Annotated in this window: 28 protein-coding genes; 6 read left to right on the forward strand and 22 right to left on the reverse strand. The window is 62.4% G+C overall.

The annotated features are described in order from the left end of the window. The first annotated feature begins 125 nt into the window (after window positions 1-125). Window positions 126-1,133 carry a GntR family transcriptional regulator gene (locus DSC91_RS17715; protein WP_229758057.1) on the forward strand — a complete coding sequence of 336 codons (1,008 nt, stop codon included), beginning with the start codon at window positions 126-128 and terminating at the stop codon, window positions 1,131-1,133. Window positions 1,134-1,263: 130 nt separating this feature from the next. Next, the gene (locus tag DSC91_RS17720) at window positions 1,264-2,556 is read left to right on the forward strand and encodes an MFS transporter (protein ID WP_115780164.1); all 1,293 of its coding nucleotides are present in this window, start codon (window positions 1,264-1,266) and stop codon (window positions 2,554-2,556) included. Between the two features lie 180 nt (window positions 2,557-2,736). On the opposite strand, the gene DSC91_RS17725 is transcribed toward DSC91_RS17720, so the two are convergent. Further along, the gene (locus DSC91_RS17725; protein ID WP_115780165.1) at window positions 2,737-3,060 is read right to left on the reverse strand and encodes a helix-turn-helix domain-containing protein; all 324 of its coding nucleotides are present in this window, start codon (window positions 3,058-3,060) and stop codon (window positions 2,737-2,739) included. A 210-nt stretch (window positions 3,061-3,270) separates the two neighbouring features. Here DSC91_RS17725 and DSC91_RS17730 point away from each other — a divergent pair, with 210 nt between their 5' ends. Beyond that, complete coding sequence (locus DSC91_RS17730) at window positions 3,271-3,762, forward strand: hypothetical protein (protein ID WP_115780166.1); 492 nt, start codon at window positions 3,271-3,273, stop codon at window positions 3,760-3,762. Between the two features lie 141 nt (window positions 3,763-3,903). Continuing rightward, on the forward strand, window positions 3,904-4,332 hold the full coding sequence (locus tag DSC91_RS17735; RefSeq protein WP_115780167.1) for a hypothetical protein: 429 nt from the start codon (window positions 3,904-3,906) through the stop codon (window positions 4,330-4,332). A 273-nt stretch (window positions 4,333-4,605) separates the two neighbouring features. On the opposite strand, the gene DSC91_RS17740 is transcribed toward DSC91_RS17735, so the two are convergent. The 21 genes from DSC91_RS17740 to DSC91_RS17840 form a co-directional block, all read right to left on the reverse strand. Beyond that, window positions 4,606-5,619 (reverse strand): relaxase/mobilization nuclease domain-containing protein, encoded by a 1,014-nt coding sequence (locus tag DSC91_RS17740; RefSeq protein WP_115780168.1) that lies wholly within the window; start codon window positions 5,617-5,619, stop codon window positions 4,606-4,608. A gap of 1 nt (window position 5,620) precedes the next feature. Then, entirely contained in the window at window positions 5,621-6,157 is a 537-nt protein-coding gene (locus DSC91_RS17745; RefSeq protein ID WP_115780169.1) for a plasmid stabilization protein, read from the reverse strand. An 8-nt stretch (window positions 6,158-6,165) separates the two neighbouring features. After that, window positions 6,166-7,689 (reverse strand): LPD7 domain-containing protein, encoded by a 1,524-nt coding sequence (locus DSC91_RS17750; protein WP_115780170.1) that lies wholly within the window; start codon window positions 7,687-7,689, stop codon window positions 6,166-6,168. A gap of 51 nt (window positions 7,690-7,740) precedes the next feature. Further along, window positions 7,741-9,591: a PriCT-2 domain-containing protein gene (locus DSC91_RS17755; RefSeq protein WP_115780171.1), complete on the reverse strand. Its 1,851-nt coding sequence runs from the start codon at window positions 9,589-9,591 to the stop codon at window positions 7,741-7,743. Continuing rightward, on the reverse strand, window positions 9,588-11,324 hold the full coding sequence (locus DSC91_RS17760) for a type IV secretory system conjugative DNA transfer family protein (protein ID WP_115780172.1): 1,737 nt from the start codon (window positions 11,322-11,324) through the stop codon (window positions 9,588-9,590). The genes DSC91_RS17755 and DSC91_RS17760 overlap by 4 nt, the downstream gene beginning before the upstream one ends. Next, window positions 11,321-11,722, reverse strand: coding sequence for a hypothetical protein (locus tag DSC91_RS17765; protein WP_115780173.1), 402 nt, complete (start codon window positions 11,720-11,722; stop codon window positions 11,321-11,323). The genes DSC91_RS17760 and DSC91_RS17765 overlap by 4 nt, the downstream gene beginning before the upstream one ends. A 7-nt stretch (window positions 11,723-11,729) precedes the next feature. Further along, window positions 11,730-12,848: a P-type DNA transfer ATPase VirB11 gene (gene virB11, locus DSC91_RS17770; RefSeq protein WP_115780174.1), complete on the reverse strand. Its 1,119-nt coding sequence runs from the start codon at window positions 12,846-12,848 to the stop codon at window positions 11,730-11,732. Continuing rightward, entirely contained in the window at window positions 12,845-14,080 is a 1,236-nt protein-coding gene (virB10, locus tag DSC91_RS17775) for a type IV secretion system protein VirB10 (RefSeq protein ID WP_115780175.1), read from the reverse strand. Before virB10 ends, virB11 begins: the two co-directional genes overlap by 4 nt. Then, window positions 14,073-14,903, reverse strand: a complete 831-nt coding sequence (locus tag DSC91_RS17780; protein WP_115780176.1) for a TrbG/VirB9 family P-type conjugative transfer protein — start codon at window positions 14,901-14,903, stop codon at window positions 14,073-14,075. The genes virB10 and DSC91_RS17780 overlap by 8 nt, the downstream gene beginning before the upstream one ends. After that, window positions 14,900-15,604, reverse strand: a complete 705-nt coding sequence (locus tag DSC91_RS17785) for a VirB8 family type IV secretion system protein (protein ID WP_115780177.1) — start codon at window positions 15,602-15,604, stop codon at window positions 14,900-14,902. The genes DSC91_RS17780 and DSC91_RS17785 overlap by 4 nt, the downstream gene beginning before the upstream one ends. 183 nt (window positions 15,605-15,787) lie before the next feature. Continuing rightward, the gene (gene virB5 / locus DSC91_RS17790; protein WP_115783318.1) at window positions 15,788-16,483 is read right to left on the reverse strand and encodes a P-type DNA transfer protein VirB5; all 696 of its coding nucleotides are present in this window, start codon (window positions 16,481-16,483) and stop codon (window positions 15,788-15,790) included. A gap of 14 nt (window positions 16,484-16,497) precedes the next feature. Next, window positions 16,498-17,661: a TrbL/VirB6 family protein gene (locus DSC91_RS17795; RefSeq protein ID WP_115780178.1), complete on the reverse strand. Its 1,164-nt coding sequence runs from the start codon at window positions 17,659-17,661 to the stop codon at window positions 16,498-16,500. Then, window positions 17,658-20,105 (reverse strand): VirB4 family type IV secretion/conjugal transfer ATPase, encoded by a 2,448-nt coding sequence (locus DSC91_RS17800; protein ID WP_115780179.1) that lies wholly within the window; start codon window positions 20,103-20,105, stop codon window positions 17,658-17,660. The genes DSC91_RS17795 and DSC91_RS17800 overlap by 4 nt, the downstream gene beginning before the upstream one ends. Continuing rightward, window positions 20,095-20,451, reverse strand: coding sequence for a VirB3 family type IV secretion system protein (locus DSC91_RS17805; RefSeq protein ID WP_115780180.1), 357 nt, complete (start codon window positions 20,449-20,451; stop codon window positions 20,095-20,097). The genes DSC91_RS17800 and DSC91_RS17805 overlap by 11 nt, the downstream gene beginning before the upstream one ends. A 16-nt stretch (window positions 20,452-20,467) precedes the next feature. Next, window positions 20,468-20,809 carry a TrbC/VirB2 family protein gene (locus DSC91_RS17810; protein WP_115780181.1) on the reverse strand — a complete coding sequence of 114 codons (342 nt, stop codon included), beginning with the start codon at window positions 20,807-20,809 and terminating at the stop codon, window positions 20,468-20,470. 49 nt (window positions 20,810-20,858) lie between these two features. Then, on the reverse strand, window positions 20,859-21,512 hold the full coding sequence (locus DSC91_RS17815; protein WP_115780182.1) for a lytic transglycosylase domain-containing protein: 654 nt from the start codon (window positions 21,510-21,512) through the stop codon (window positions 20,859-20,861). Continuing rightward, entirely contained in the window at window positions 21,512-22,108 is a 597-nt protein-coding gene (locus DSC91_RS17820; protein ID WP_115780183.1) for a hypothetical protein, read from the reverse strand. Before DSC91_RS17820 ends, DSC91_RS17815 begins: the two co-directional genes overlap by 1 nt. Window positions 22,109-22,453: 345 nt before the next feature. Then, window positions 22,454-22,738 carry a hypothetical protein gene (locus DSC91_RS17825; RefSeq protein ID WP_115780184.1) on the reverse strand — a complete coding sequence of 95 codons (285 nt, stop codon included), beginning with the start codon at window positions 22,736-22,738 and terminating at the stop codon, window positions 22,454-22,456. Then, window positions 22,731-22,964 carry a helix-turn-helix transcriptional regulator gene (locus DSC91_RS17830; RefSeq protein ID WP_115780185.1) on the reverse strand — a complete coding sequence of 78 codons (234 nt, stop codon included), beginning with the start codon at window positions 22,962-22,964 and terminating at the stop codon, window positions 22,731-22,733. Before DSC91_RS17830 ends, DSC91_RS17825 begins: the two co-directional genes overlap by 8 nt. Window positions 22,965-23,080: 116 nt before the next feature. Next, window positions 23,081-23,617: a hypothetical protein gene (locus DSC91_RS17835; RefSeq protein ID WP_115780186.1), complete on the reverse strand. Its 537-nt coding sequence runs from the start codon at window positions 23,615-23,617 to the stop codon at window positions 23,081-23,083. A 236-nt stretch (window positions 23,618-23,853) separates the two neighbouring features. After that, on the reverse strand, window positions 23,854-24,252 hold the full coding sequence (locus DSC91_RS17840; protein WP_115780187.1) for an ACT domain-containing protein: 399 nt from the start codon (window positions 24,250-24,252) through the stop codon (window positions 23,854-23,856). A 273-nt stretch (window positions 24,253-24,525) separates the two neighbouring features. Between DSC91_RS17840 and DSC91_RS17845 the strand changes: the two genes are divergently transcribed. Further along, window positions 24,526-25,398 (forward strand): fatty acid desaturase family protein, encoded by an 873-nt coding sequence (locus tag DSC91_RS17845; RefSeq protein ID WP_229758056.1) that lies wholly within the window; start codon window positions 24,526-24,528, stop codon window positions 25,396-25,398. Further along, the gene (locus tag DSC91_RS17850) at window positions 25,391-26,638 is read left to right on the forward strand and encodes an SLC5/6 family protein (RefSeq protein WP_115780189.1); all 1,248 of its coding nucleotides are present in this window, start codon (window positions 25,391-25,393) and stop codon (window positions 26,636-26,638) included. The genes DSC91_RS17845 and DSC91_RS17850 overlap by 8 nt, the downstream gene beginning before the upstream one ends. Window positions 26,639-26,641: the final 3 nt, after the last annotated feature.

Here is a 26,641-nt window from a genome sequence, read left to right on the forward strand (position 1 = left end):
ATGCAGCGCTGCTTGTGTTTCGATGTTTTGCATTCTATGATCATAAAACGCAATATGCAAACGGCCTTGTGCTCGGTGGTTACCCTGGCACGACTCGAAACCGGCAGTCACCGGAGAAGCAGGCAATGGCAAAATCGCAGATCGGTCTTTCAGATGCATCGCCTCACCGGGCGGTCGTGAACGGCTGTCCTTTGCCCGCGATCCACATGCGCTCCTCCGAAGACACCACGGCTGCGGCCCTGACCCCGCTACAAACCCGCGTGACGCGGGAGATACTTGCGCTGGCAAGGCGCGAAGATCTCGCCATCGGCGACCGCCTCGCTGAATCGATCCTTGCGGAGAAAATCGGCACGTCGCGCACACCGGTGAACGTGGCCCTGCATCATCTCGTGACGCTGGGGGTGGTCTACTACGACGCCAATCGCGGCTTCTTTATGGCCAGGCCTGCCCGCGACGTGACGGATATAGCGGCGCCGTTTTTTGAGGAACCCGACGATCCGCTGTACCTGAAGATCGCCGAGGACCGTCTCGCGCATCGGCTGCCCGATGTCCTATCCGAAGCCGATCTGATGCGGCAATACGAGGTCTCGCGCAGCGAACTGCGGCGCGTGCTCTCCCGCATGCAGGAAGAGGGCTGGCTCGAGCGCCAGGTGGGCCACGGCTGGCAGTTCATGCCGATGATCGATTCGGTCGATGCCTACGAGGAAAGCTATCTTTTCCGGGCGGCCATCGAGCCGACTGGCGTCATGTCGCCGACCTTCAGCGCGAATCGCGTCGAACTGGAGGAATTGAGGCGGCGGCAGCGCTTTATCGCTGAAAGCGGCTATCTGTCGATGAACTCGGTCGAGTTGTTCGAGGCGAACAGCGAGTTTCACGAAACGATCGCCAGATGGTCCGGCAACCGTTTCATCGCCCAGTCGGTGCGGCGCATGGACCGCTTGCGGCGACTCGTCGAATACCGTCAGGCAAGAGCGCGCAAACCTCGTCAGGAGCAGGCATTGGAACACCTCGCCATTCTCGACGCGATTGCGCAGCACGACCTGCTGCGCGCTGCCGCTCTGTTGCGGGATCACATTGAAGGTGCGCGGCGTGCCAAGGTGCATGCACAGGAGATCTTCACACCGCACGCCTGATTTGCCGCCGCAGTTGCCATAGCGCGGCCGTCTGGCCGCTTTTTTTGATCCTTATTGCGTTTTAGGTTCACAAAACGCTTTTATTGCCTTTATCAAAGGCACAAGATTCTCAAAATCTACGGAGACAACCATGTCGTATCGCCGAGGCTGGATCGCCCTCTTTCTCTTTTCACTTTCGATGATCAACTATATGGACCGCATCGCCCTGTCGATCGCAGCCAAGCCGATTGCGAGCGAATTCAAGCTGACCGCGGTCGGCATGGGGTATCTGTTTTCTTCCTTCATCTGGAGTTACGCGCTCTTCCTATTGCCGATGGGCGTTCTTATCGACCGTTTCGGCACCAAACGCATGGCCGGCGTCGGCATCTTTGTATGGTCAGCAGCAACGGCATTGACTGGCGCCGCTTCCAGCTTCTTTGGTCTGATGGCGGCACGTCTGGTGATGGGCGCGGGTGAATCGACGAGCAATCCGGTGGGTGCAAAGGTCATCCGCCAATGGATCCCCGCGAACGAACGGGGGATGGTCACTTCGATGTTCAACAGCGGCTCCTATGCGGGACCAGCGATCTGCTCCGTCATGCTTGGCTCGCTCATAGCACTGTTCGGGTGGCGCATATCGTTTGTCGTCGCAGGCGCAATCGGCTTTATCTGGCTCGCGGCATGGCTGATGTTCTTCGATGCACCAGAGAAGGTGCGTTGGTTGAAAGACGACGAACGCGACAGGATTGTGCGCGAGCGGGAGTCGAAACCAGCCTCGACTTCTGACGCTGTGCCTCAGTCCTCGGGTCTGCTTTCGTTGATGCGCACACCGACCCTCTGGGGACTGGCGATTACCCAAGGCTGTAACGTCTATACGCAATATCTGTTTTTGACCTGGTTGCCCAGCTACCTGCAGACCAGCCGGCACCTGAGCATCACTCACACGGGACTTTTCTCCGCTGTGCCTTATGCCGCAGCCGTCGTGCTTTGCATTCTGGTCGGTCGCCTGAGCGATCAATACCTCAAGAATAGCGGCGTGGGCACGGGTCGCCGCCGTAATGCTGTCGCACTCGCCATGCTGACAGGCGCAGCTATTCTCGCCGTGCCATTTACGTCGAATCTGACTGCGCTCCTGCTGGTTTTTTCGATCACGCTGACCGGAATCGCGTCCACCACGTCATTGAACTTCGCCCTTCTGAACGATCTTCTTCCGAACTCACGCGATGTGGCCAAGGCAATGGCCTTCGTTGTCGTCGGCGGCAACGTCTTCGGCATGATTGCCCCGATCGCAACGGGATATGTGATCAACGCGACGGGCAGCTACGACTGGGCATTCGGCATTGCTGGCATCCTTCTGCTCGTCGGCGCAACGGTCGTGCTCACCATGACGCGCTCGCCAATGACGGTCAATCCCAGTGCTTCGACTACGCGGGTCGCCGTTTAAATGTTCCCGTGTCGACGGCGACGAGCTTGTCTTTTGGTGCAGGCAATTTGCTCTAACGTCTGCTCCAGCGCACGTTGCGGCCGTTCGAAACGTGCCGACAGCCGTCTCCTCCTGGCCGCCCCCCGGCCGGCTGCGACCGGCTCAGCTTGACCGTCTCCGCAAGCAGTATCCAATCGTGCACTATGACCCTGCCTCCATGGTCCGTGCATGGAACAAAAGATCGGTTCGTTTCCGTTTCGGAAGCCTGCCAAAAACCAGAATGAGACAGGCGAGTTCGGGGTCCTCGGCGTATAAGAACGCCACAGGTACCTTGAGCACCACCGCGAGACGAATTGCGAACGTGTAGTCCACTTTGTGAATACCAAGCTCATAGCGGTTAATGCGTGTGCTCGCGACAAACGGATCCAGGCCCGCCTCGATGCCAAGCTGCTTCTGCGACAGCCCTGCCTCCAGGCGCGCCTCTTTTAGTCGCGTTCCAAAAATTGACGATGGCGCCGCAGGCATTCACTAGTAGCTCGTTACAAATAGAACTACGAATATCGTTGTAAATTGCCCGCCTAGATACTACGATTATCGTAGCACCCGGAAATAGTTCAGGCGTTCTTGCTCCACCCCACCGAGGCCTCTTTGGACAAGTGCGGTTCCAGGAAGATTGCCGCACAACCGCGACCCGGCGCTCGCCACCGTCAACATCAGGAAACCCTAGAAGCAAAAATGCCGGACAAGCGCCAGCCGACCCTCCTCAGCATTGATCTCAACGAACAGGAATACAGTCGCCTGCTCCGGCTCAACGACCAACTAGTGCAGGCAGAACAGTGGATCCAGCAGCGTAGCGGAGAAATGGTGGCGGCGTACGGCCTTGCCACCGCGCAGACCCGTCACACCGATCGACTGGACGAGGACGTGGATCTGATCGCCACCGTGCTGTTCCTTTTGCGGAAGGATCATCCTGATTTCGTCCCCACGCGCCATAGCGTTGTGACGCGAATCGATATTCCGATCCTGCCCGCAGGCCTTCGTGAGGATGATGTCCATTGCAACAACACCCGAACGATGTGGCCGTTTCAGGACCACCGTGAAAACTGGTGTCCCTTGTTTCTGGATCTATACGAACGCGCACTGCGAAAGGACATCGTGAAAGCGCTGAGCATCGGCAAGCTGTGCATCGACATCGCACTGATTCAACAGCAACTGCGCTCGTGGTAGACGATCAGGAAACTAACCACGAATCATCTTTTCTAACCTCCATGGCATTCGACCGGGCACCGTCTATATTGCACGTGAGAATATTGAAGCTGTGTGCTTTCCTCGAATCCTGCGCAGTCACGTTTCGTAGGAGAACGTCATATGGCTATGCTGAAACTTGCCGTCGTTGTCGGCATTCTTCTTGGTAGTGCCAAGGCAATCCAGCTATCTGGTCGTCACTGCAGGAATCGTTTCGGCCACAGATTTTTCACTGCGCGCGGATTCTGGCTCGCCGCCGTCGCGATCAACTTTCTTTGGTGGGGATACTATGCGTGGGCGACGGCCGCACTTCATCACGCGCAGCAGTCAGGAGGACTTGCCCTGATGGCTCTGGGTATCGCTGCAGCGGGCTGGCTGATCTACGAAAACATCCGTGGAACAGACGCTTTCTACGGCGTCGTTGGCTCGACTCTCCAGCTCGTGCTGTTTTTTCCGGTGGCACTGTACGGCATACCGCTCCTCGTGATCGCCCTGATCTTTCTGCTCTTCGCGACGTACAAGAGTGCACCCGTCTGGCTCGTCGATCCGTGAACAGCTTGCAACTGATAACAACCGCGTCGGATGGCGGTGACCGCGCCTGTATCAACCGTGCCTGCATGCTCCGCGCGATCACGGTCCGTCTCACGCCAGCACACCGTTTTATCGACTTTGACTTCAACGTCATCTTCGCAGGCGCGCGAAGACAGGTGCGCGTCCATGCGAGACGCTTCTCTTAAGCCAAGCCCATAGAACCCGACGCGACGCGTGGATGTTGATACAAGATCGCGCCTCGCCCATCGACGCGCTACCCTCGCCCTGACTGCATCAGGGTTCGATGTCCGGATCGGGACCACCAGGGTGGGTATCACGCTCTGGCACTGTTCGATGCTCGCGCGTTGGTGCAGGGTCCCGCCGTATGGCCGGGACGACGGCGTCCCGCTGGACCGGCATCGCACGCACGAACTCCACGATGCCGATGGCCATTGCACGATCAGCAGCGGCTGGGGATGCAGCCACTGTTCGCGCTACCTCCCGCCACGCGTCAAATGCCTTATCGTGAGCCTGCCACCCAGCCTGGCGTTGCTTTTCGCTCGCCACGGCGCGCCAGTACTTCGGCGTCTCGCCACGCTCCACCATATGCCTGACTCCCTGAGCGGGATACCGTCGCGTCTCGCCACGCACCCGTCGGGGCGTCGCATTGGCGTCCACCCCGTTCGCGCGTAGCTGCTCGGCGAACCGCTCGCGCCAGCGCCGCAGATCCTGCTTTCGCGGATTCAGGCGCCGGCCATCCGGTCCGCGCACCTGCACGCTCAGGTGAACATGCGGGTGTGCCTCGTCGTCATGCGCAGCAAACACATAGGCACGCCCATCCCCAAATTCGACGGCCGCAAAATCCCGCGCGGCGTCCCTCACGGCCTGACGGTTCGTACCGGGCGGCATCGACAGCAGGATGTTGAACACCTCGCGACGGGCGCTCGTTTCAGGTATCCCCCATCCGCCGAATTGCCAGCCTTGCGCGAGATCACGCACGGACTCGGCTCCAGAAATGCGGTCGCCGTTCTGGTCCTCCAGCTCCACCTGACCGTTCCGGGAAATATATCGAAGATGCCGGCGCACCGCCCCGATACCCTGCGCGCTCGAGGCCTTGTTCGTGATCTTGATCATCACCTCAGGCGTGCGCCTGAGCGTACGCGCCAGTTGCTCGCGCATACGCGCCGCTTCGTCGCGCAGGCTCGCACGTGATAGCCGCTGTGCCCGTGCGTGCCTGAACGGCTCCTGAAACAGCCGGTCACCCCAGTTCAGAAGCATCGCGTCGATGTAGACCTTCGGATAGGACATGTCACCGGCTCCATCGATCCAGGTTCGCACGCATCACGGCTGCCACGACACGTAGGTGCGCATCGATGGCCACGCGAATGACGCCAATATCCGCATTCCTGTCCTGCCCAATATGTGTTGCCGCAACGTCACGTGCAAGCTGCCCAAGCCACCGGCTGATCGAAGCGAGCTGGAGATTGGAATCCGCCAGCAGCCGCATCTCGCGCGCGCCGAACTGAGGTTCGTGCGTCAACTGCGCACGGATCAGCGCGACGATCCAGCGGTTGGCCGTCATCCCCGACGCTTCCGCGCGCAGCCCGACCGCGTCGAGTTCGGCAGGCGTCAGCCTCAGTTCGATCCGGGTACGAGGATCGCCGACAACACTCCAACGGACATTCGCGTCGATCCCCGGATCACCATTCCCAGCGTCAGCACGCAACGCGGCTGCAACCAGTTGCCGTGCGCCCTCGCCAACGGTCAAACCCCGGCGCACGCACCAGCGATCCCAGTCCCGTCTCATGCCACCAAGCTCGACACACAGGCGATCACGCACACGCATGACAGCTCCTAGCGCGCAGGCGAAGGTTCAACTGGCGTGTGCACCAGCTCTAGCTCGATATCCCGCGCAGGCGTATGTCCAACCGCTGTGCGTGTCCGGCGATCCCGTTCCGACGGCGCTTTCGGATCGAAGACCTTCGGCCGCGGCACGGGAATGCCCTCGCGACTAAACGCATCGAGCAACGCTTCCGCACGCCGTTGCACACGCTCGATCGAGCGCGCGCTGAATCCCTGCTCCCGCATCGCGCCGACGAGCACGGCCAGGTGCAACACCTTGTCCTCATCGGAGACGCCCGGGCGTCGCGACTCCTGGCCGCTTTCGCGTGCATTCGTGCCCGCAGGTGTCGCGTTTGCTCCCGCTACGCGTTTTGGTTCTGATACAGATTGCGTTGCCGTACGCTCTCGTCGCGTCACATCTACCTGCCAGGTGTTCCGGTGCACATCGCGCTCATCTTCACCGATCACCACGCCGTGCTCGTCCAGGACCGGTATCTTGACGGTGACGAGCCGTCGCCCCAGGTTTTCAAGTGCGACCTGCTGCCCGGGCTGCGCGCCGGATTCCCGCACTGCACGCTCGAGATCCACGCCCCAAACCACTTGATCCGCACCTGTCGCATCGCGGAACACGACGTAGTACGACTCGCTGCGCGCAGGATTATTCTGGTACGGCGCACCGCCGTGCTCGCGCAGCTCGCCGGTATATCGCCTCTGGGTGTCGGGCTCGTCGCCTGCTGCCGGCTGTCGCTTCGCGTCAAGCGGCCCACCCCGCTGAGCATCACGTCGCAGGGCTGCAGATGCGGCGCCATCCGCCAGATTCGGCGGCCCGGCGGCTGGCGCGGGGGCAGACGTTGCACGACTGCGCTCTGCTACGTCTATCGGCGGACCGGCTGCATGCAACGACGCATCTGCTTCGATCCGATTGTTCAGACGGCCCTGTCGCGCATTGGCCAGACGCGCCAGATCGGCGGCCTTTGGCTCATACCCGCTGACCTCGATGCCCAACAACGATCCCTGCAGCCACACCTCGCCGCGGAACGCCTCGTGACCGGACACGCGAATACGGCGCCACGATTTCGCCGCCACCATGTCGACCATCGACTCCACCACGTCCGGCCGGTTATGTTCAGTGACGAGGTACGGTCCGATGTCCTCGAACGCGAGCTGATATGGCGCATCTTTCAGGAAGTACTGGTTCCCGGCCCGCAGGTAGCGTTTGCGTACGCGCTCCGGCACCTGATCAAGCGGCACGCGAACGGCATCGGCGCCTTCCCTCTCCGTTGAAGCGTCGCCGACTGGGCGGGAGACAGACTGACGGACCGCACCGGCATCGTCCCGTGTGGCCTGATCACGCAGACGCGCACGCGCCGCGTCAAACTCACTTCGGCGCCGGGCCGACACGGCATCCAGAGCGGCCTCGTCGAGGCGACTGGTATCGCCATCAATTTTCGGGGGTTTAATTGATGGCGGACGCCCGGGAATATCCTGCTCGATCAGATTGATGACCGGCTCGGCAGGCGACGGGGTTTCAGACATGGTGGAGCTCCTTTCTGATCGGTCATGCTGTCAAGCGATGCATGCTTTGGTCTAGCGATCCGGCCCAGGCGGATCCTGCGATGCCGACCGCTCCTTCGACTGATCGAGCGCCGCTGTACGCGCTTCGCGTATCCGGGCCCACGAGCGTGCCTGTAACTGATCGAGCATCCCCTCGAGATTCGGACTGAAATTCAGTTCCCGGGCAGACTTCTTGAGCGAACCGACCGTGCGGTCGAGTAGGTCACGCGCGCGATCCCACGGGTAAACCTTGGGCCGATCACCCTCGTAGCCGACCTGAAGTTCCGATCCATTGAGCCGGGCGTTCTCGTCCATCCATCGCAGCCGCTCCGAGACGAATTCCATCTGCGTCTTCGGATGGAAAACAACGCTGCGCGTCGCCACCTCCTGGATCAGGTAGTGCTCGGTGTTGAACACTTCGCCACGATACGGTCCACCGTTTTCCCGTGGTGTGCCCATGCGGAGCGGTGAACCGAACCGATGTTCGGCCAGTGCCCTGACCTCGTCAGGCACGTCCGCTACAGCGAACAATAGTTCGCCAACTGGCGGACGCGTTGGTGCGAAGCGCCTCGGCTCAGCGGCCGGCGTACCACCCGCAGGGACAGCCGCAGACTGCTCACGCGTCGGTTGTGCCTCCACCGACGCCGTCGGCTCAGGTACTTCCGACGGAGTGGTCGGCTTCGATGCGTCGCGCTTCGACGTGCGGCGACGCGGTGTGTCGTCCCCGGCATTGACAAGTTTTTCCTTCACGTTGCCCATCATGTCCTCCATCGGTTCGACCAACTCCGTGCCGGTTGCCAACCCCGCCGGCAGCCCGACACGCTCAACGACCGGCATGACATCGCGACCCACGATTTCGCGCAGACGGTCGCTTACACTATCGAACCCGGTCAGCACCGCCATGTCGTTGAAATCGGTTGGAGTCTTGTCGTCGATGCGCGCGTCGGCGGCGAATACGGGCAAGACCATGCGCCCGCGGGATACGTCTGCAGCCTGTCGGGCCTTGGTCTCGCCCAGCCCCAGTTCGCCCAGCACAACGATGTCCGCGTCCGGGAACCGCTCACGAACAGATTCCGCGACCAACGGCAGATTGCCGCTCGACAGTGCAGCCAGTGCCACCCAGCCCGTTGCGCTGTACGCCGAGAGCATCGTGGCCATGCCCTCACCGATCAGGATCGGCGTTGCATGCCCGCCTGCACCGGGCGCAGGTCCGACGATCCAGTACCCCCCTTTCTTGACGCCCCAGGCCAGCGACGACTTGTTGCCCACTTCGTCGATCAACTCCAGCGTTGAGACGGCACGATCGATCCAGACCGGCACAATCAGCACGCGCCCGGAAAGCGGTCGCTCTTCGCTCGCTGGTGCGTAACCTAGCAACGCACGCAGTTCTGGCGCTTCCAGTTCGCGCAGTGTCTGTACGGGATCGAGAGCCTTGCGCACGAGATAAGGATGTTCCGGACCAACAGGTCGTGCCCATTGCCAGATTTCCTCTGCCTCACGGGCCGCAGCGGCATGCCGTGCCTGCTGGCGTGCCGCTTCCCGCGCGCGACGTTCAAGCACATCGGGACCCGGTACGAGCGCCGTTGCCATCTGGTCCGGGTAGTGCCCACGTCTCAGGTCAAAGCCATGCTGTCGCGCGAGCCAGAAGAGCGATGCGAGCGTCTTGCCGCCTGATTCCTTCACCGAGCGCCAGGTCGTGCGGGCCGCCCGCTCGTCGTAGTTGCCGGCCGTGCGACTCCACTCGTTCCAGATATCGAAGCCAGCGTCGCCCAGACCGTGCTTCAGTGCAAACGCCATATCGACCCACGTGCCGTAGTCCTCTGCCGGAATCACGGCAAGGGCGGCCCGTACGCGCGAGGTCTCATCCACTTGGGGCATACTCATCGCCGGGCTCCTTCAATCGATGCCGTGTTCGTCCCGGGACGTCTCGCCTGATCGCGCCCGGCTCGCGCGGACTTGGGCGGCGCCAGCTCTGCGACGTCGAGGTCCGCGACCGACAACCGGCGCGTTGCCTGCCCGATACGCTTCGCCGGAACGCCCAGCAGCATGAAGTGCCGTTCAACGTAGCTCGCGACCTCGTCCTCACTGAGGTCGGCAAGCCGCGGCGGCAGATCGCGCGGGTCCCACGCCTGTAGCACCTCCAGATACTCGGCCGACAGATGAAGGAAACCTGCACCGTCCGGATCGATCTCGTCAGACCGGACTTCGCGCACACGTCGTTCGATCTGGGCAGTGAAGCGGGCCAGGTCCATGGCCGGCACCGGTGGTGCACTGGAGACCCGCGAAGCGAAAACCGGATCGCGCCAGTAGCAGATCCGGTCGGCAAGGATCGGCTTCGTGTTCTCCAGCACAATGATTTCCTTGTCGCGCCCTAGCTCCTTGAGCTCCTGCGGCAACAGCAGAGGGCGACGCTGCTCGGACACGCTTTCGCTCGATCCACCGCCGCCGCCGAACATCGCGCTCGGGCGGCTGATGCTGCGCGACTGGTCCGTGAAGGTGCCGAGCATCTCGGAGTAGTCGTTCGCATCTTTCTGCTCACGCGGCGCGTAGAGGATCTGCATCGCGTGGTTGGTGAGGAAGGTACGTGCATCGGCCCGGCCATAGACCGACTCGAGCTGCGCGATCGACTGCACGACAGAGAGCAGACGCAGGTTGTAGCCCGCCATGTAGGCCACGGCGCGCGCGATGATATGGATCTTGCCGATTGCGGTCATCTCGTCGAGCAGCAGCAGGCATTGGAACCGCAGGGTTGGATCCGACTCCGGCAACTGTTTTGTGTTCAGGTTGACGAGCTGCGAGAACACAAGATTCACGAGCAGTGCCGCTTCGGACAGGTGATCCGGCGTGACTCCGATATAGACCGACATGCGACGCCGACGCACGTCGCGCAGGTCAAAATCGTTGGCGCTCGTTGCCGCATCGACGATGGGATTCGCCCAGATCGTGAGCGCTGCGTGGAACGTGGCGAGAATGCTCGCCAGCACCTTGTCGTCGTTTGACAGGAATCGGTTCAGGGCATCGACGCACGCACCGCTCAGCAGAGCGCGATGCTGGACGAGTGCGCGCTGCAGGTATGCCTTGACCGGCATGCCGTGGCCCGACGACTGCCGTAGCACCTCGCCCATCGTGACGGGATAGTCGGGAATGGATTCGCCCCTGCCCGTGCGCCGCGCGTCACGCCACTCACTGAGCAGCAGGACGATGCCGAGAAACAGGTTGCGTGCCTGGTCCTTCCAGAAGTCGTCGTGGCCACCTGGCGGATACAGGGCGTAGCCGATCGCCAGAATGTCGCCGACGCGAAACAGGCCATCCGAAATGGCCGACAGCGGGTTGAACCGGTGCGTGCGGCCATCTTCCGCGAACGGGTCGAAGAGATAAACCTCCTGCCCGTGCGCGCGCCGGAATCCTGCCGTGATCGCAAAGTTCTCGCGCTTGATGTCGAGCACCACAACCGAATCGGTATAACTCAACAGGTTCGGGATCACGATGCTGACGCCCTTGCCCGAGCGCGCGGGCGCCGCGAGCAGCACGAACTGCTGTCCAGCAAAGCGCAGATAGCGCCCTCGCCAGATCCCGACGACGATGGGCGGCGCATCGATCAGTGTCCGCGCATTCATAGCAACCCCGCCGCGCGGATTTCCGCTTCGCTCGCGAACCGGGCATTGCCGTAGAGACGCCGCCGTCCTGTCCGCTCCCAGATCGAATACAGCGCCATCGCCGGGCTACCCACAGCGACCAGCACGCCAAGCAAGGCCGCGCCCGCGAGACGCCGACCGCCGTTCGGCATCAGGCCGTCATGCCAGGCCAGCAGTGCATTGGGCCAACCCCATAGTCCTGCATGGAACGGGTTCAGCCGCAGGCTCGTGTACAGGAAAAATGATGCAACCCACGACGAGGCCAGCAGAGCCCCGGAGACAATCGCCAGAACTGCGACCGTGACCAGGGCGGCACGCACATGATGTGCTGCCTGATCAGCGGTGTTGGAAGGAATTGAGGATCGACGGTTCGTATCCATGCCGGCCTCACGAAAGCGTCGTGCGCGCCTTGCGCACCGGATCAAACCAGACTTCCTTCATGCCCCAGCGCTTGCCGACCTGTTTGCCCGCCTCGTCGTAGAGCGGATATGCCTCCATGTGCGCGACCACGTCGATAGTCAAGGTGAGCAGGCGCTTGAGCGCCGTATCGTCATAGGCGGCAGCCTCGGGGTGCTCCTTGGCCATCAGTGCAAAGCGCTCGATCGCGACCGTCGCGCTCGACGCGTGATAGCTCGTGATCGATCCGGCATGCCCCGTCGTCAGCAGCTTCAGGAAGTCATACGCTTCGGCGCCGCGCAGCTCAGCAAGCAGCACGCGATCCGGGCGCATGCGCATCGTGCTCGCGATCAGGTCGGCCGGCGTCACGCGTGCCTGGCCATGACCGCCCTTGCTGTACAGCAGATGGACGCAGTTCTCGATATGCCGGATGAAGAGTTCCCGGACATCCTCGATCGTTACGATCCGCTCGGTCGGCGGAATCGAGCGGCAGAGCGACTTCATGAAACTGGTCTTGCCCGAGCCTGTATTGCCGACGACCACGATGTTCAGGCTCTCGGTGACGGCCAGTTCGAAGAAAGCGCACCAGTCCCGCTCTTCGAGGCACTGCACGAGCTTCCGGTCTGTCGGGCGCAGCGTCGGCAACACCGTGTCCAGCCCATCCGGGCGGTGCCAGACGGTGTCGTCGAACAGCCCTTCGTCGCGATATACGTCGAGGCTCTTTTCGCGCGCGGAAGGCCGGCGGATCGTCACCGAGACGGTGCGCGGCGGCACAACGGGCGGTACCACGATCTGGATACGTGCATCTCCGGGCAGCAACGCGGAGAGCACCGGATGCTGCGCCGATACCTCCTGGTTCGTCAGCGTTGCGACAGCGACCGCGAACGACATCAACCGCTCGTAATCGAGATCGGCGTAGTCGTGACCGTGCCAGCCGAGATGGGTTTCAGTCAGCACGCGCTGCGGCCGGTTGATGACCAGTTCAGTCACGTCGGCATCGTCGAGCAGCGCCGCAAACGGCCGCATCAACTCGCGTACCGATGCGTCCTCGGGAAGCCGCGCGAGCACGGCATCGGCGGATCGATCCAGTATGTCAGCATGGGCGATCATGGCGCACGCTCCGGCTGAAGCGCATAGACCGTCCCGAAATCCAGATCGCGCGCAACGACAATGGTAAATTCGGCGCCCTGGTTCTGCGTCAGCGTCGGCGGAATATTGATCGTGCTGTTGAGCACCCGCGTCGCCATGTCGTTGCCCTGCTGCTGTGTGTTCTCGTAGACGACGGACCCATTGCTGTTACCACCGCGTGTGGCCAGATAGCCGATCGCGTCCTGGGTGATGCCCAGCATCATCGCAGCGCCGATGCGCTGCCCCCAGTGGTTGTCGACGTAGCCGTCAATCCCCATGCGGCCGAGTGCGTCGGCCGCTGGCGCGTCGATCTCGACGGTCACACCGTGGGGCGTCTCGATGCGGGCCGCAAGAATGAAGGTCCGTTTCTGTCCGGGTGACAGGTTCGAGCGATACTGGCTGTTGATCTGTGAACCGCGCTCGATCAGCACGACCCGCCCGTCATCGGAATAAACGTTCTTCGTTACCGTGCAGGTCGACAGCCCCGCTTCCGTCGAATCGAACGCGGTGTCGCCTGCGCAATCGATCTTCGCGCCCTCCGCGAGAACCAGGCTGCGATCGCCAAGTACACCAGCACGCGCCCGCGGCGTGGCGGTCGGGGTCAACGCCTGGGCAAGTGCACCAATCCCGCCCTGGCCCGAGGTTGTCAACGGCTGGCCGGGCGCCGCCACTGGCGAGGCCACTTCGGCGCCCCCAGCAACACCCTCCGCAGCGAGCATGCCAGTCAGGCCTCCACCCTGACCACTCGCCCCAGTTGCGGCACCGTTCGCGAGTAACGGCGCATCGTAGTAACTGCGGGCCGGTGCCGCGCGCTGAACCGCAACAGGAGGGCGAGCAATGACCGGCACCGAGACCGCGGCAGGTGCACTTGCCGCGATGGGTGTCGACGCCGCGCTTGCGGCCACTGGCGCGTCCCTGAAAACACGCCCCTGAGTCGCCGTGCCCTCGACCGCGTCGCGATGCGCTTTCGCTTCCGCGTCGTGGCGTGCGAGGAACGTGTGAACCGTCCAGACCGCACCGGCGCCGGCCACCAGGACGACGACAAGCGGTGTCAACCACCAGGCGCGCGGTCGTCTGCCCCCGTACTGCCCGAGTGTCGGCATGCCTCGGTCGACCTGCGCTCCGGACTCGTCGACAGCACTGCGGTCAGATCCGGTCGGATGCTGGCCGGACGGGTAATCCGGTTCAATCGTGTTGCGGATATCGTCACTCATGATCCTGACTCCGCAAAACACGCTTCACACCGTTGACCGTCGTGCCGTCACGGGGCGGCACGCCGTCCATGTCGTATGCGTCGTTCCAGATGCCGACAACCTCTTCGCCGAGCCGCAAGACGAAGCGCTTCGCCACCTCGTGAACGACAATCGTGTCGTTCTCCATGTGTTTGTCGACCACGCTTTCCGTGCCGTCATCCGCTACCCGGAAAATCGCCGGGATGCGCCGGTTGGCTGGAATGCGGATCCCGGTGAAGCGCCCGTCGTCCCACGCTGCGGTCGGTGCGATGTCGTCCGAATGCGGCATGACCTGCATCGAGTACCGGGTGTTACGCACCACGGACGTCTGGGCAAGGCGTTGCGTCACCAGCGCCGCATCGGCTTCAGCATGGGTTTGGGCATTGACCTCATCCGGGTAGACGAACGTCACCCGATACATCTCTTCGTCGTTGCCGAATTTCGCCTTCAGGGGCAGCACCACCAGGTCTAAGCTGTAGCTGCGTTTATCCGTACGGATCTCGAGGTTCGAGTTGTGCGCGGCAAGTTGCGGTTTGAGATACACATCGTGATCGCCCTTGTTGGCTACCACCTGCCAGCCATCGCGGTCACCGGGTGCCACCACCTCGATCCGCTCACGCGGATCAAGCGCAATGTGGGTCGCGAAGCCACGCTGCGCCTCGATGCGCACGACAGCGTCGGACGCATACACGATCTGCCGCACCCGCGAGTCATCGGACCAGCCCGGCACGGTCCAGGCACGGGCGACCGGACTTGCTATCAATACAAACACAAGGCAGAGCACCGAAGAAGTGAGCGTTCTCATGGCGCACCTCCCGCGCTGGCGGATGAAGCCGGCGGTGTATATTCGGGATCGCGGCTGTAAGCCGTCACCTTGAAGCCGAACGGATTCGCGACGGCCACGCTCTCGCGCGTGAAAACCGGCGGCCGGTAGGCGTAGGCCAACGTAACGACGAACCGCTGCGTCGGCTCGGCGTTCCCCTGACCGTTTATGAACGTCGTACGCTCGATATGCACGACCGCGTGTCCTGGTTCATCGGGCGGCAGCGTCGTCGAGAGAATCCGCACGCGTCGTTCCGTGTTCGGGCCGAGCTGCCGGTCCAGCGCATCCGGACCGCTGTAGATGCCACGGTAATCGCGCGCGACCACGTCATCGCTCATGGCGAGCACGCTGTCGTAGTCCATCTGCAGCAGCCCCCAGTCATAGCGTTCACGCTCACGCACATACGCTTCAACCCAATGCTTGTCCTGGATTTCCTTCGTGTGCACGTGACGCGCATCGAGCACATCGATCACCTGCGATTCACCCGTCAGACGATCGACCTCGATCGGCAACGGCACCACCCGGTAGAACGGCACCATGACGGCCAGTGCCATCACGCTGAGCACGGCCACACCGACCGCCCCGTAGGCCACGTGCCACGCCCGTCGCTCGGACCGCTCCTGCAGGTGCGTCAGCGATGCCTCGATGTCGAGCACGCGTCCATAGTCGTTGCCCGTGCTCATGATCCCGCCCCCACCGTCGACGCAGCAGATGGCAGTACTGGAACGGGAAGCCCTCGGTTGATCGGCACGCGATGCGAGCCATCCGGCAGAACGGGTTTAGGTGGACCCGACGAGCACCCGCTAATAAGGATGACGAAATTTAATAGAAACAATCCAATCAGAAGTTTATTCATGATCGCCCCCTCAGTTGCCGAACGAAGCCGGTACCATCTGGTCCTGCAGCCGGACGGTATTGCCCGCGCGGCTCAATACCAGTTCGCTCTGCTGCTCCGCAACGAGCCGGTCTTCCGTATCGGCCAGCGTCCGGAAGAGCTGCAGCTTGGTCATCTCGTCGCCGACCGCCGTGGTCTCGGTCTGGATGCGCGCCTGCAGTTCCGCAATACCTTTCGGATCCTGCGTGACGTCGATCTGCTGCATCAGGCTCTGGATCTGGGTCAGTTCCTGCATTTCGGTCTGGTAGGCCTGCTGGCCGAACGCCTTGTCCTGGAACGGCTTGTTCAGCGCGCGCTGGCACACCTGCCGGTCGATGCCGGCCTGGTCCTCGCAGTTATAGATCTCGCTGGCCGAACGCAGCGCCTGCGCGCTTCCAGTGAGACCCGCATAGCCGCCGTTCTGGACTGCCGTATAGACGCCCTGCCAGTTCGACGGCAGCGAATTCGCCACCACCGGATTGCTTAGCAGCGCACCAAAGCCCCGCGTGCCGACCGTCGACTGGTAGATCTGGATCTCCTGCTGGACCTCCTGCTCAAGCTGCATCACCGTCGCAATGGCCTGCGCCACGTTCTGCGCGTCGAACACCGGAATACCCTGGGCATAGCTCACAGGAGAAACTGCCACCCAGAAGAGCGCAGCGGCGGCTACTTTCAATCGTGCTTTCATGATGTCCACCTCTCTCAATTGCCCTGTTGTCCGAGGTTGGCGTGCGCGGCGCGCTGGTACGCTGGCGCCACGCCACCCAAAGAATTTCCCGATCCGCCGCCGGATCCTGTCCAGTCACGAATCTTGCCGCCAGGACGCGGACCATTCCCGCCGCGGGTAAGCACCTGCCCGATCACGGCGGCCAGGCGCCGAGAGGCGACACCCGCCACGAACGCGCCGAAGCCGGACACGGTCGCGCCGCCTGACAGGCCTGACGCCACCGACGGCAATTGCCAGCCGACCATCGCCAGAAATATCGCCGTCGCGAACATGCCCAGCGCCGCGCCCCACGCCGACGCGGCTTCGAGCGCAGCCTGACTGGCCGCCACAAGCGCCGACGCATTAGCGCCAGGTGGCGAAGTCGTCACCTGGAATGGTGCGAGCTCCGTCGAGAACGCCGTCAGCGCCATCCCCAGGAAAGCCGCGACCAGCACCTGCAGCAGCGCATAATTCGCCACCTTCGCGGTCCACGCTTCGAAGAAGCGGGCAGTCGGTGCAAAGGCGGCGCAGGCAATGAAAATCGGACCGATCCCAAGCACCAGATCGAGCAACATGCGCCCCATCACGACCTCGAACGCGAGCACGATCAGGAAGATCGAGCCGCCGACGGCTGCTACGAACCCGCACACGATGTCGCCGATGGCTGCTGCCAGGCCACTTGGGCTGAGCCCTTCGTGCGTCGCCTTTTCGGAATAGGCATCCAGAACCAGATCGATCTGCTGGTCATAGCAGTCGAGCGTCTGGTAGATGCTGGTTGCGCTGGTTGATGTCACGCTGCTGCCGCTGACCGATCCACAACCCGGGTTGCCGCCGCCCGTGGTGTTGGAGGCGTTCTGGATCGTCTGGGCGAGGCCCGCCGTGGCACCGCTGACGGCCGTCACGACCTGCTGCTGGTAGATGCCGCTGCCGAGCGCGAAAGCGAGGATGGCGGCGACCTTCAGTCCGCGCCATGCGAACGCAGGCACGGCCTCGTGCGCCTCACCCCGCACGATCGCGAGACCATAGGCGACGACCCAGATCGTGACGGCGGTCGTCACAACAGGAACAAGCGCGCCCGACAGCGCTGATGAGACGTTCGTGACATAGGTCGAGATGCCGTTCTCGAGCGTGCCGCCGATTGCGGTAAAGAGGCCGCTCATCGCGCACCTCTTGCCCGGGTTGCCTGGGTCGCCCGGCGCTTTGCCAGTTGCGCGTGGAAGACCGGCAGCCACACGTCAGGATCGTCGCCCACCTGTTCCCGGATTGTGTCGAGCAGTTCGACGTTGTCGGTCGTGCCCGACAACACGTCGAGCACATCACCGAGTCCCGCGAGATCGAGTTTGCCGATCGCCGAACGATGCCCCTGCTTGACCAGAAACATGCGGCTGCTCTCACCGAGATTGCGCACGATGTTGAATTCGGCTTCGGTCAGCTTGAAGCCATGCACGTAGTCGTCGTAGTCGGCCCGCGGGTTCGGCAGGAAGAAAAAGGTCGCGCTCTGCTCGATCAGTGCGCGCGCGATATCGCTGCGCAGCACATCGGCCGGCGACTGGGTATCGAAAATGCCGAGCCCGTTCTGCTTGCGGATCGTCTTCTGCTTGTTCTTCGCAAAGTCCGTGAATACCGGGTCCCCCAGCCGCTTCCAGAATTCGGTCATCACATAGATGAAGCGCCGGCCGTCGATCAGGCTTTCTGTCAGGTGCAGCAGATACATCGTCACGGGCGTCGAGACCTCCGCGTCATCCAGCAGTTCGGTATCGTCGAAACCAAAGAGATTCGCGCGTGCCAGGTTCACCGTGTCGGTCGGGTTGTCGAGCACCCAGCCCAGGCGACCGCCCGCACACCATTTCGCGAGGCGCGCGTGCAGGCTGTTCTCGCCCACATTCGGCAGCAGTTGCCGCACCATCGACAGACGCCGCAGCGGCCTCTCCATGCGGGCGACTTCACGCACCGCGCGCGAGATGTCGAGTTCCTCCCTTGCGGACAGCGGCACACCCGTGTCAACGAGCTTGCGCACCAGCCGCTCCCAGAAGTCGAGCACCGCTTCGTCCGGCACCATCTGGAACGGATTGAGCCCCGTCGGTTCGCCGCGGCGGAACACCGTATAGATGCCGCCCATCGCCCGGATCGCGATCTCGGTGCCGCGATCCTTGTCGTACAGCACCGCGGTCAGCCCGAACTTCGTCGCCATCGCGAGCAGAAAAAGTTCGAGGACCGTCTTGCCCGCACCGGCCTGACCAATGATCTGAGTATTGGCAAGTGCCTTCTCGTCGGCCGAATCCTCCTTCTCCGGCGTAACGTGGAAATTCAGGTACAGCGGCTGACCGCTCGGCGTCTTGACGATCGTGATCGCCTCGCCCCATGGATTACCGTCGCGCTTGCCGGTCGCGAAGTTGTGCTGACTGGCGAGGCCGCAGAAATTGCGGGACGTCAGCTTCGCTTCGCGTGGCCGGTAGCGCCAGTTACCCGGCAACTGTGCGAACCACGCGGCGTCCGCCACGAGATCGATCAGTGAAGTCTGGAAGCCCGCATCTGCGAGCTGCGTACGCGCCTTCGCAACGTGCTTCGAGACTGCCGCGGGTGTATCGCCAAGCACCGCAAGCGAATAGTGATATTCGCCCAGCACGAAATCGCCGTTGATCAGGTCGTTGAGCGCCTGGTCCATCGCCTCGACCTGGGAGACAGCCACATCCTCGCCGGCGATGAGCTGGTTGCGCTGACGCTCCAGCGCTTCCTTCGCACCGGGTTTGTCCAGGATCGTGAAGCTCTGTGTCTCGATATACTCAAAGTCGCCGTACAGCAGCCCATTGAGCATCCCCGGTTCGGTTTCTTCGGGATAGTCCTTCAGATCAAGTAGCGCGGCATAACGCGTCATGGCCGGCATGCGGACTTCGACCCTCTCCACGCCTACGAAGAGGCGCGAGGTCGGCAATGCCTCACGGATCGCTCCGGCAGGAACCGGCTCAGGCTCCCAGACGGCATTGACGAGATAGCCGAGCAGCTCGAGCGCCGATGAGAACCGCCGCGGCCGCCTGGTGTACGGGCTCGACCTGCGATAGACCCCGAGCGCCACCGGGTCGTAGGGTTTCAGCCCTGACTCGACCTGGGCGCCAAGTTCGTCCATCACCTTCAGCGCTTCCTGCTGGTCGCGCCGGATGTCATCGCGCGTGCGGCGCGCCGCGCGGCTGAACACGCGCCCGAGCTTCGTGCGGCTCGGACGATAGACGAGCGTCAGATACAGCTCGTTGGCCATCATCCGGTAACCCGCGAAGCTTGCGTAGTAGCGTGTTGCCAGTTCCTGGCAGAAGCGGTTGCCGTAAGGCGTGGCAAAGTGGTCTGATACCCGTCGGCGCAGACGGTGTGACCAGAGTGCGACGTGACCGCCGGGCAGCGCACGCACGAGCTGGTTGAATCCATCATGGCGCACGAGGATGTCCGCCGGATCGGCGGCCTCGAATGCGATGCCTGCAAGCTTCCAGATCCGCAGGTAGTCGCCCTCGCGCGTCCTGATCACCTGATCCGTGACGTGCGTCGAGTAGGGGATGTAGTCCGCAAGTGCCACCTCGCGGCTGGCAACGGCGCCGTGTGTCGGGTCAGCCAGCATGTCGGCTCCTCCTCTTCAGGCGAACCGGCGTGTAGGCGCGCGCGTCCCAGAAGCGGCGATTCCCCTGCCGCAGGACCATGCGCAGGCGCAGTGCGTACTGTGCGAGACGCTGGTCGTCCCGGCGCGTGACGACGCGCATGGCGACGAACACCGGGATCATGAGGAACAGCAGCCCGACACCGAGCGGCGGACTGGCGAGCAATGCCCAGATGGCGGGGATCAACATGCCGCCGCCGACCAGGAGGAATGGCACGAGCGGCACACCCCAGAGCATCGCGGGCCGCGTGCATCCCTTGAACACAGGATCCCTGAGTGGGCTAACAAGCGAATTCATGATCGGGTTCATGGTTGCTGGTCCCGGATCAGCTCGTCGGAATCAGCATGCCGGCGATCACCGTCGCGCAACCGACGAAAAGACCGCCGATGAACACGTTCGCGATGTCGCCGAAACGGGCATGCTGGAACATCATCCGGAAGCCCGCCCAGATGATCGAAATCGAGCAGATCACACCGCCGACACCCAGCAGGGTCGTCTGGATCGTGCTCAGCAGCGTATTGACCTGCGACAGCTGAGCCCACGCGGGCGACGCCACCAGCAGCGCAGTCGCGATGACAGCAGCCCACCGCGCCACCCGACGGCCAGAAGAAAGCGTGACAGGCACACGTTCAGCCTTCCTCTTTCTGATATGGATTCCTAAATTCATAAAAATCTCCTTTCGGCGAAACTGTGTCTGCTATTGAATGGGCACCGGGCTAGAACACCACCGCACTGGCGGGCGGGTCGCCGGTGTTCGTACCGGATGCGGTGTCCGGCGAATCCGGCAACCGATGCTTCACTGGTTGTGACGGCGTCCGGGCTGCGGGCGCGCCCCGATCAACCGGAACAACCGGAATGGGCTCAATCGCCGGCACGACTGTCTGTGAGGGAGCCGACGCAGGCAGGCGTGCGTTATCGGCCACGCGCTGCACATACCCAGTGCGATACCCCATCGACAAATTTCCGCTCGCGTAGCACGAAAGACCTGCCCGCAGCGCAGCCTGTGGATCGCGTCTGCCATCAATCCGCGCAGCGCGCGCGGCGGTAAAACAACTTTCGAGAACTGCGGCTCCCGCGGCCAGGTTGCGGCATGGATCGAAGGCGCTTTGCTCGTTCAGGCCATACGCAGCCCAGTTCGTGCGGTTGACCTGCGCGAGACCGACGCTGAAATTCCAGCCGCCGGTCGAGAGCGCGCGGACGGTGGCCACGGCCTCAGCCTCGCTCACCGGCTGACGCACCAGACGGCCACGCACGACACCGATCGCATAGGGATTGAATCCGGACTCGGTCCGCACGATCGCGGCCATCGTCACCGGCGAGACCTGGGGTGCGCACTGTTGCACAAGGGTGGCGAAATCGGGTGGCAGCATCAGTGCCCCCCGCCGCTTTGGTCACTTTGGCCGCTTTCCTGTTCGCTCTGCTGCAGGAAGAGCGCAGCAGACTGCGTCGGATCGTACGGCACCTGGGACGGAGCCTCCGTACTGCCCGCGCCGTAGAACTCGGTGATGGTCGATCCCGCACCCGCTACATCCCACCAGACGCGGGTATGGAGCTGGTTGTCGATATCGACATTGATTGCGCCAGCGGCACGGCACTGCAGTTCGCTCTGCTCCGGGCCGCCCCAGTACAGGAGGTCTTCCCGACAATACCCGCCGCTCGCGAAGGTATTGGTCGCAGACGTTCCCTGTGAACCGCCGGTGCCGAAATCACAGGTCGGGAACGGATCACCATGGCGCATCGCGCTCCAGAGTCGCTCGACCGGTGGCACGCACGCGCCGTATTGCTCCGGGCCGCCCGGGTTGGACAGGCAAAGCAGGACCTGGCAGCCCCAGTCGTCCGCATGCGCCACGCCAGGCGCGAGAACAGACGTACCGGCGAACAGTGTCACGGCGAGCGCCCACCGATGCACGATGCCGCGCATCGTGTGCAACCGCCATCCATTCATTTCCAGCCGGGACAAATTCATGATCCGCTTCCTCCCATCGATGCAACGCCGAGGTGTCGAACCGGATGGGGAAAAAGGAACCCGCGGCGCCTGGGAGGCAAACCGCGGGCTCAAGGGGGATCAGTCGTCAAGATCGGGCACAGAAACAGAAAGACCTGCGAACGCAGGTCTGAGATCGGGAAACAACCGCCATGCTCACACGCATCCGTCGATACGTCGGGGCCGCTCATGCGTACTCGGCCGTGCATGTCGCACGTTGGCCGGAACAGGTTGTGGAACTACTTCCGGGACTTTGCCGCCGAAGCGCGAGATCGTGCCGCATCGACCGACCGCGCGTTTTTCCGGCATGCTCCCGGACACGTCAATTCACGGTTCCTCCGCCAGCAGGCCCTCCAGCGCCTGCTTCGCGGATGACAGTTCAAGCTCATACCGGCGCCAGGGAGACCTTGGAATCCCGAGCCGGCGGCATATCACGTCGCGACCAGCGCGCCACAGATACGCCATACGCAGCAGGTCGCGGTGACGCACGGGCAGCCGCCGCCATGCATGCTCGATATGACCTGCGTCAACCGGATCGTACGGACCGCGGCCAGCGCTCGCCCAGTTATCCAGACGCGCATCGAGGGACCGTCGCGAGGTACGCTCACACATCGCGGTCCTCATTGGCTGGCGGTGAAACGCGATACCCGGCAGGGTCTTCAAGGAATCGCTCGATATCCGATGCACGCCAGCCCACCGCGCGCTCGCCAAGACGGATCGGGCGCGGGAACGTGCCTTCCTGCATCCGCTGGTAGATCGTCGAACGTTTCAGTCCGACTTCCCGTTCGACCTGCCCGCGCCGTAGTATTGCGCCTGTTCCCCTCAACTGGACCGACATGACCAACCTCCCGCTGTCCTGTTCGAAAGAGTTGCTGCATGGGTCTCATTCAAGCAGTCCGAGAGCCTGACGGGCAATTCCGTCATATCGTCGGAAGACTCCGTCGGAACTCCGGTTCAGTGGTGGCGACCATCTGACTCGTTCACCGAGTCGGGCCTCAGTGCGGCCGCAAAGGTTTGGGAACTGCGCGACGCCTCGCCATTGGCCTGCCCCTTCAGGCCGAGTCTTTCGTCGATTGCGCGCGCAACGGTTGATGATTTAGGCGGGCGATCAGGCTCCCACTCCGACCAGTACTCCTGCATCACCTCAAAGAGCGCTTCCAGCGTTCGTGTCAGGTGAGGAAGACGCACCGTCACCCCGCGCTCATGCGCGGCTTCAACGGCCGGTGAGTCGTCGGCTCCGGTGGTAGCAGTGAAAGGCAGGCGTTCGAGCCTGCGTTCAAGATGTGATGCCCAGACGTGATGCATCACCACGGTCCGGGAGATGGCAAGCTCCAGACGGGCGATACGGCGCTCGCGGCCCCTGAGACGGGTCGTCAGGCGCGCAATCAGGGCCTGCAATTCTTCGGCATGTCGCTGCCAGTATTCAGGCTCGGGCGTCGAGCCCTGATCCTGCGGTCCTTGCGCCGGGCGGTCGTCAGTTGATTCGAACATGCTCACTCCTCTCCCGCGCGGCTCGGGACCGTTCGATATCCACGTCGATACCCCAATCTCGGCATGACCAGACATGCCTTCTTCATAGGGGCCGAGCCCATACCCCTGACCTCGCATTAATCTAATGATTGTGTCCACACACAGCAAGACGAAGCCGCCCGGGATATAAAAACTACTCGCCGTACAGAAAAAATAGCAGGCTTCACCTCGCTGCCCTCGCAACGCGCAGATATGCGTCAGCCGGACGAAGCGGCGATTTCAAGCAGGAGCGTCATCGCTTCTTCAGCCCTGTCGGCCGGCACCAAGATGTGATCGTGGTAGTAGCCCGCGACCACATTGCATGGGATGCCCGCCCCGGCGAGCCTGCGGCTGATCACCGCGATAAACCCGACTGCCTCGAGACTCGAATGGACCGACAGGGTGATGAGACGGGCGTCGTAGGTATAGGCGAGTCCGCGTCGCAGTGCTTCATCACGCTCGATGATCGCCGTCAGTCCCTCGCGCTCGCGCACGAGGCAGAAGGCCAGTAACCCGGTCGGCAACGTGAAGTCCGGAAATGAACAATAGACATAGGTGGCTTCTGCCACGACGGGACTGAGCGTCGCACACAGCTTTGCAAGGTCCTTTTCACTCAACTTTCCACCCTCCCCTGATGGTGACGTTACGCCACGGCTTGAGTGGCACACGCGTCATGAGTTTAAAAATGCTGCACACCGGACAGCATTTTTAACCGCCGCTGCCCGGACAGGATCGACCGCCTAAGATCAGACCAAAGCTTTTACTGACACAGGGATCGGGGACCGCCGGGGACTTCACGTAACCACAAGGAGCCTGCGATGAGATTACCCGCATCATCATCCGTTATTGCCGATCAGGCAGCCATGCATACCGCATTCGAATCAACAGGCATGAACTGGAAAACCCCGCGCGCCAGAACGTGGCGATCACTCGCGGACATTGCCAGGGACTGGGCAATCATATGCGTTACAGTCTGGATTGCCTACCGGATAGGGGTCTGGGCAAGTATCGCTGCGATCTTCGTCATCGGCAACCGCCAGCGGGCGCTGGGTAACCTCCTGCACGAGGGCGGACACCAGAACCTGAGTAATAGCCGCGACGTGAACGACCGGATCGCCTGTGTCTTTCTTGCACCGCCACTCTTCAACGAGCTGACGCTGTACCGCCTTCAGCACGCCTGGCATCACGGTTCACTCGGCGACCCGGTTCAGGATCCGGACTATCTTTCCAGCGTCACGCACGCGGGTGACCACTGGTTCAGCGTCTATCTACGCGTGCTGACCACGCCATCCATCTGGGCCGGCTCGATCTTCGGGCATTTCATCAACAGGCGCCTCGCCGTGCGTCAGAAGCTCGCCATCGTCCTGTGGTGGGCCGCGTGCGAAGCACTCCTCGACATCACCATCGGAGCGCATTTCGCGCTGCTGTTTTTCGCGCTATGGATCACCGCGCGCGCGACGGTGTTCCATGCCATCACAACGTTTCGCGAAATGACCGATCACTACGGGCTCGAACCAGGCGGTATTTTTTCGTATACGCGCGACATACCGGACCACGGCCTCAGCTCCTTCATTCTGCATCCGCATCATAACGGTTATCATCTGACACACCACCTCTTTCCGCATGTCCCCTACCTCGATCTGCCCGAATTTCACGCCCATCTGAAACAGATCTCCGCGTTCAATCAACGCGCGATCATCTGCGATTCATACGTGAAAGGCAGTCGCGCCAGCGTGACGAAGTGGGGGGCGGCTCATGTCTGACCGCACACTGAAGACGGTTCAGGTTGCAAGCCTTCTGGTTTCCACAAGTTGCGGTACGGGATTTCTCCTTGGCACCGGCGAACTCGCGCTTCGCGGGGGGATGGTGGGCTGTGTTTATGCAATCGCCAGCGCATTTGGCCTCGTTGCCCTCGCCGGATGCGCACGCGGCCTTTCGATAACGAGGCAATCCATCTGGGCCAAGCTTAACCAGATCTATGGCGCCTCAGTCGGCAGCACAGTGGCGTTGCTGTCCCTTGTCTGGATGACCGGCGTGCTCGCTGCACAGATTCGGGGTGGAACGGCAATACTGAGACTGGCAGGCATCGGTCCGACTTCCGCGCTCCTGCTCGTCGATTTGTTATTTATCTATCTTTCGACATTGCGACTGTCGTGGCTTGCCGCAGGATTCGCGATCTGCATGCTCGCATGCAACGTCGTGCTCGTGCGCACGCTGCTCCTGACCGATGGGCTGGACGTGTGGCTGCATGCCCCCGTCCAGTTTCTGAATGGACTTCAGGGCGCGACGCTGGACCATACAGGATTCACCGTCGCCTCGGTCGTGCTCATGGTCATCTGTGGTGCAGACTATCAGCAGTTTGCACTCGCAGCGCGCACGCCCATAATGGCGCGAAACGGCTGTCTCCTGGCCGCAGGATTCGTGCTCCTGATCGGCTTCCTGCCCGCATCCGCGGTTATCGCAGCCTCCCCCGTCTGGCATCTACAGCGCCTCGCCGACCCCGTGCAGGTCATTCCCGTTGTGCTGATGCACACACTCTCCGGATATTCGGCGAATACGGTAAGGACGGTCGTCATCGTGATTTTGCTCACAACGGCCCTTGGTGCTGGCTGCTCGATTCTGAGAGCGATGACCGACGCCACCGCCTCTCTCGGTCCGCATTCTGCAGCCCGGCCCATCTGGTCGCGACTCGTGCCGATCGCCCTTGGCACGATCGTCGCCATTCGCGGCCAGAGTCTGGTAGACATGATGGTCGATCTGAACATGGTCTACATAACCGCCGTCGGCCCGCTCATGGGCTTCACATTGCTCAACCGTCGCATTTCCGACAGATGCGCCAACGCGACGCTGGCGATTGGTGGAGGCATAGCAATCGCGATCTACTTCGCGCGGTGGACTGGCCTGACGACGGTCCCCGAGGACAATCCGCTGACCGTTTCCTTTCTTCCCATGGTCGTGATTGCCGTATTGCTGTGGCGCCGCTCAACTGCCGTGGATTCCTGACAG

Origin of the sequence: Paraburkholderia caffeinilytica (assembly GCF_003368325.1) — a bacterium.
GTDB classification, from domain to species: domain Bacteria; phylum Pseudomonadota; class Gammaproteobacteria; order Burkholderiales; family Burkholderiaceae; genus Paraburkholderia; species Paraburkholderia caffeinilytica.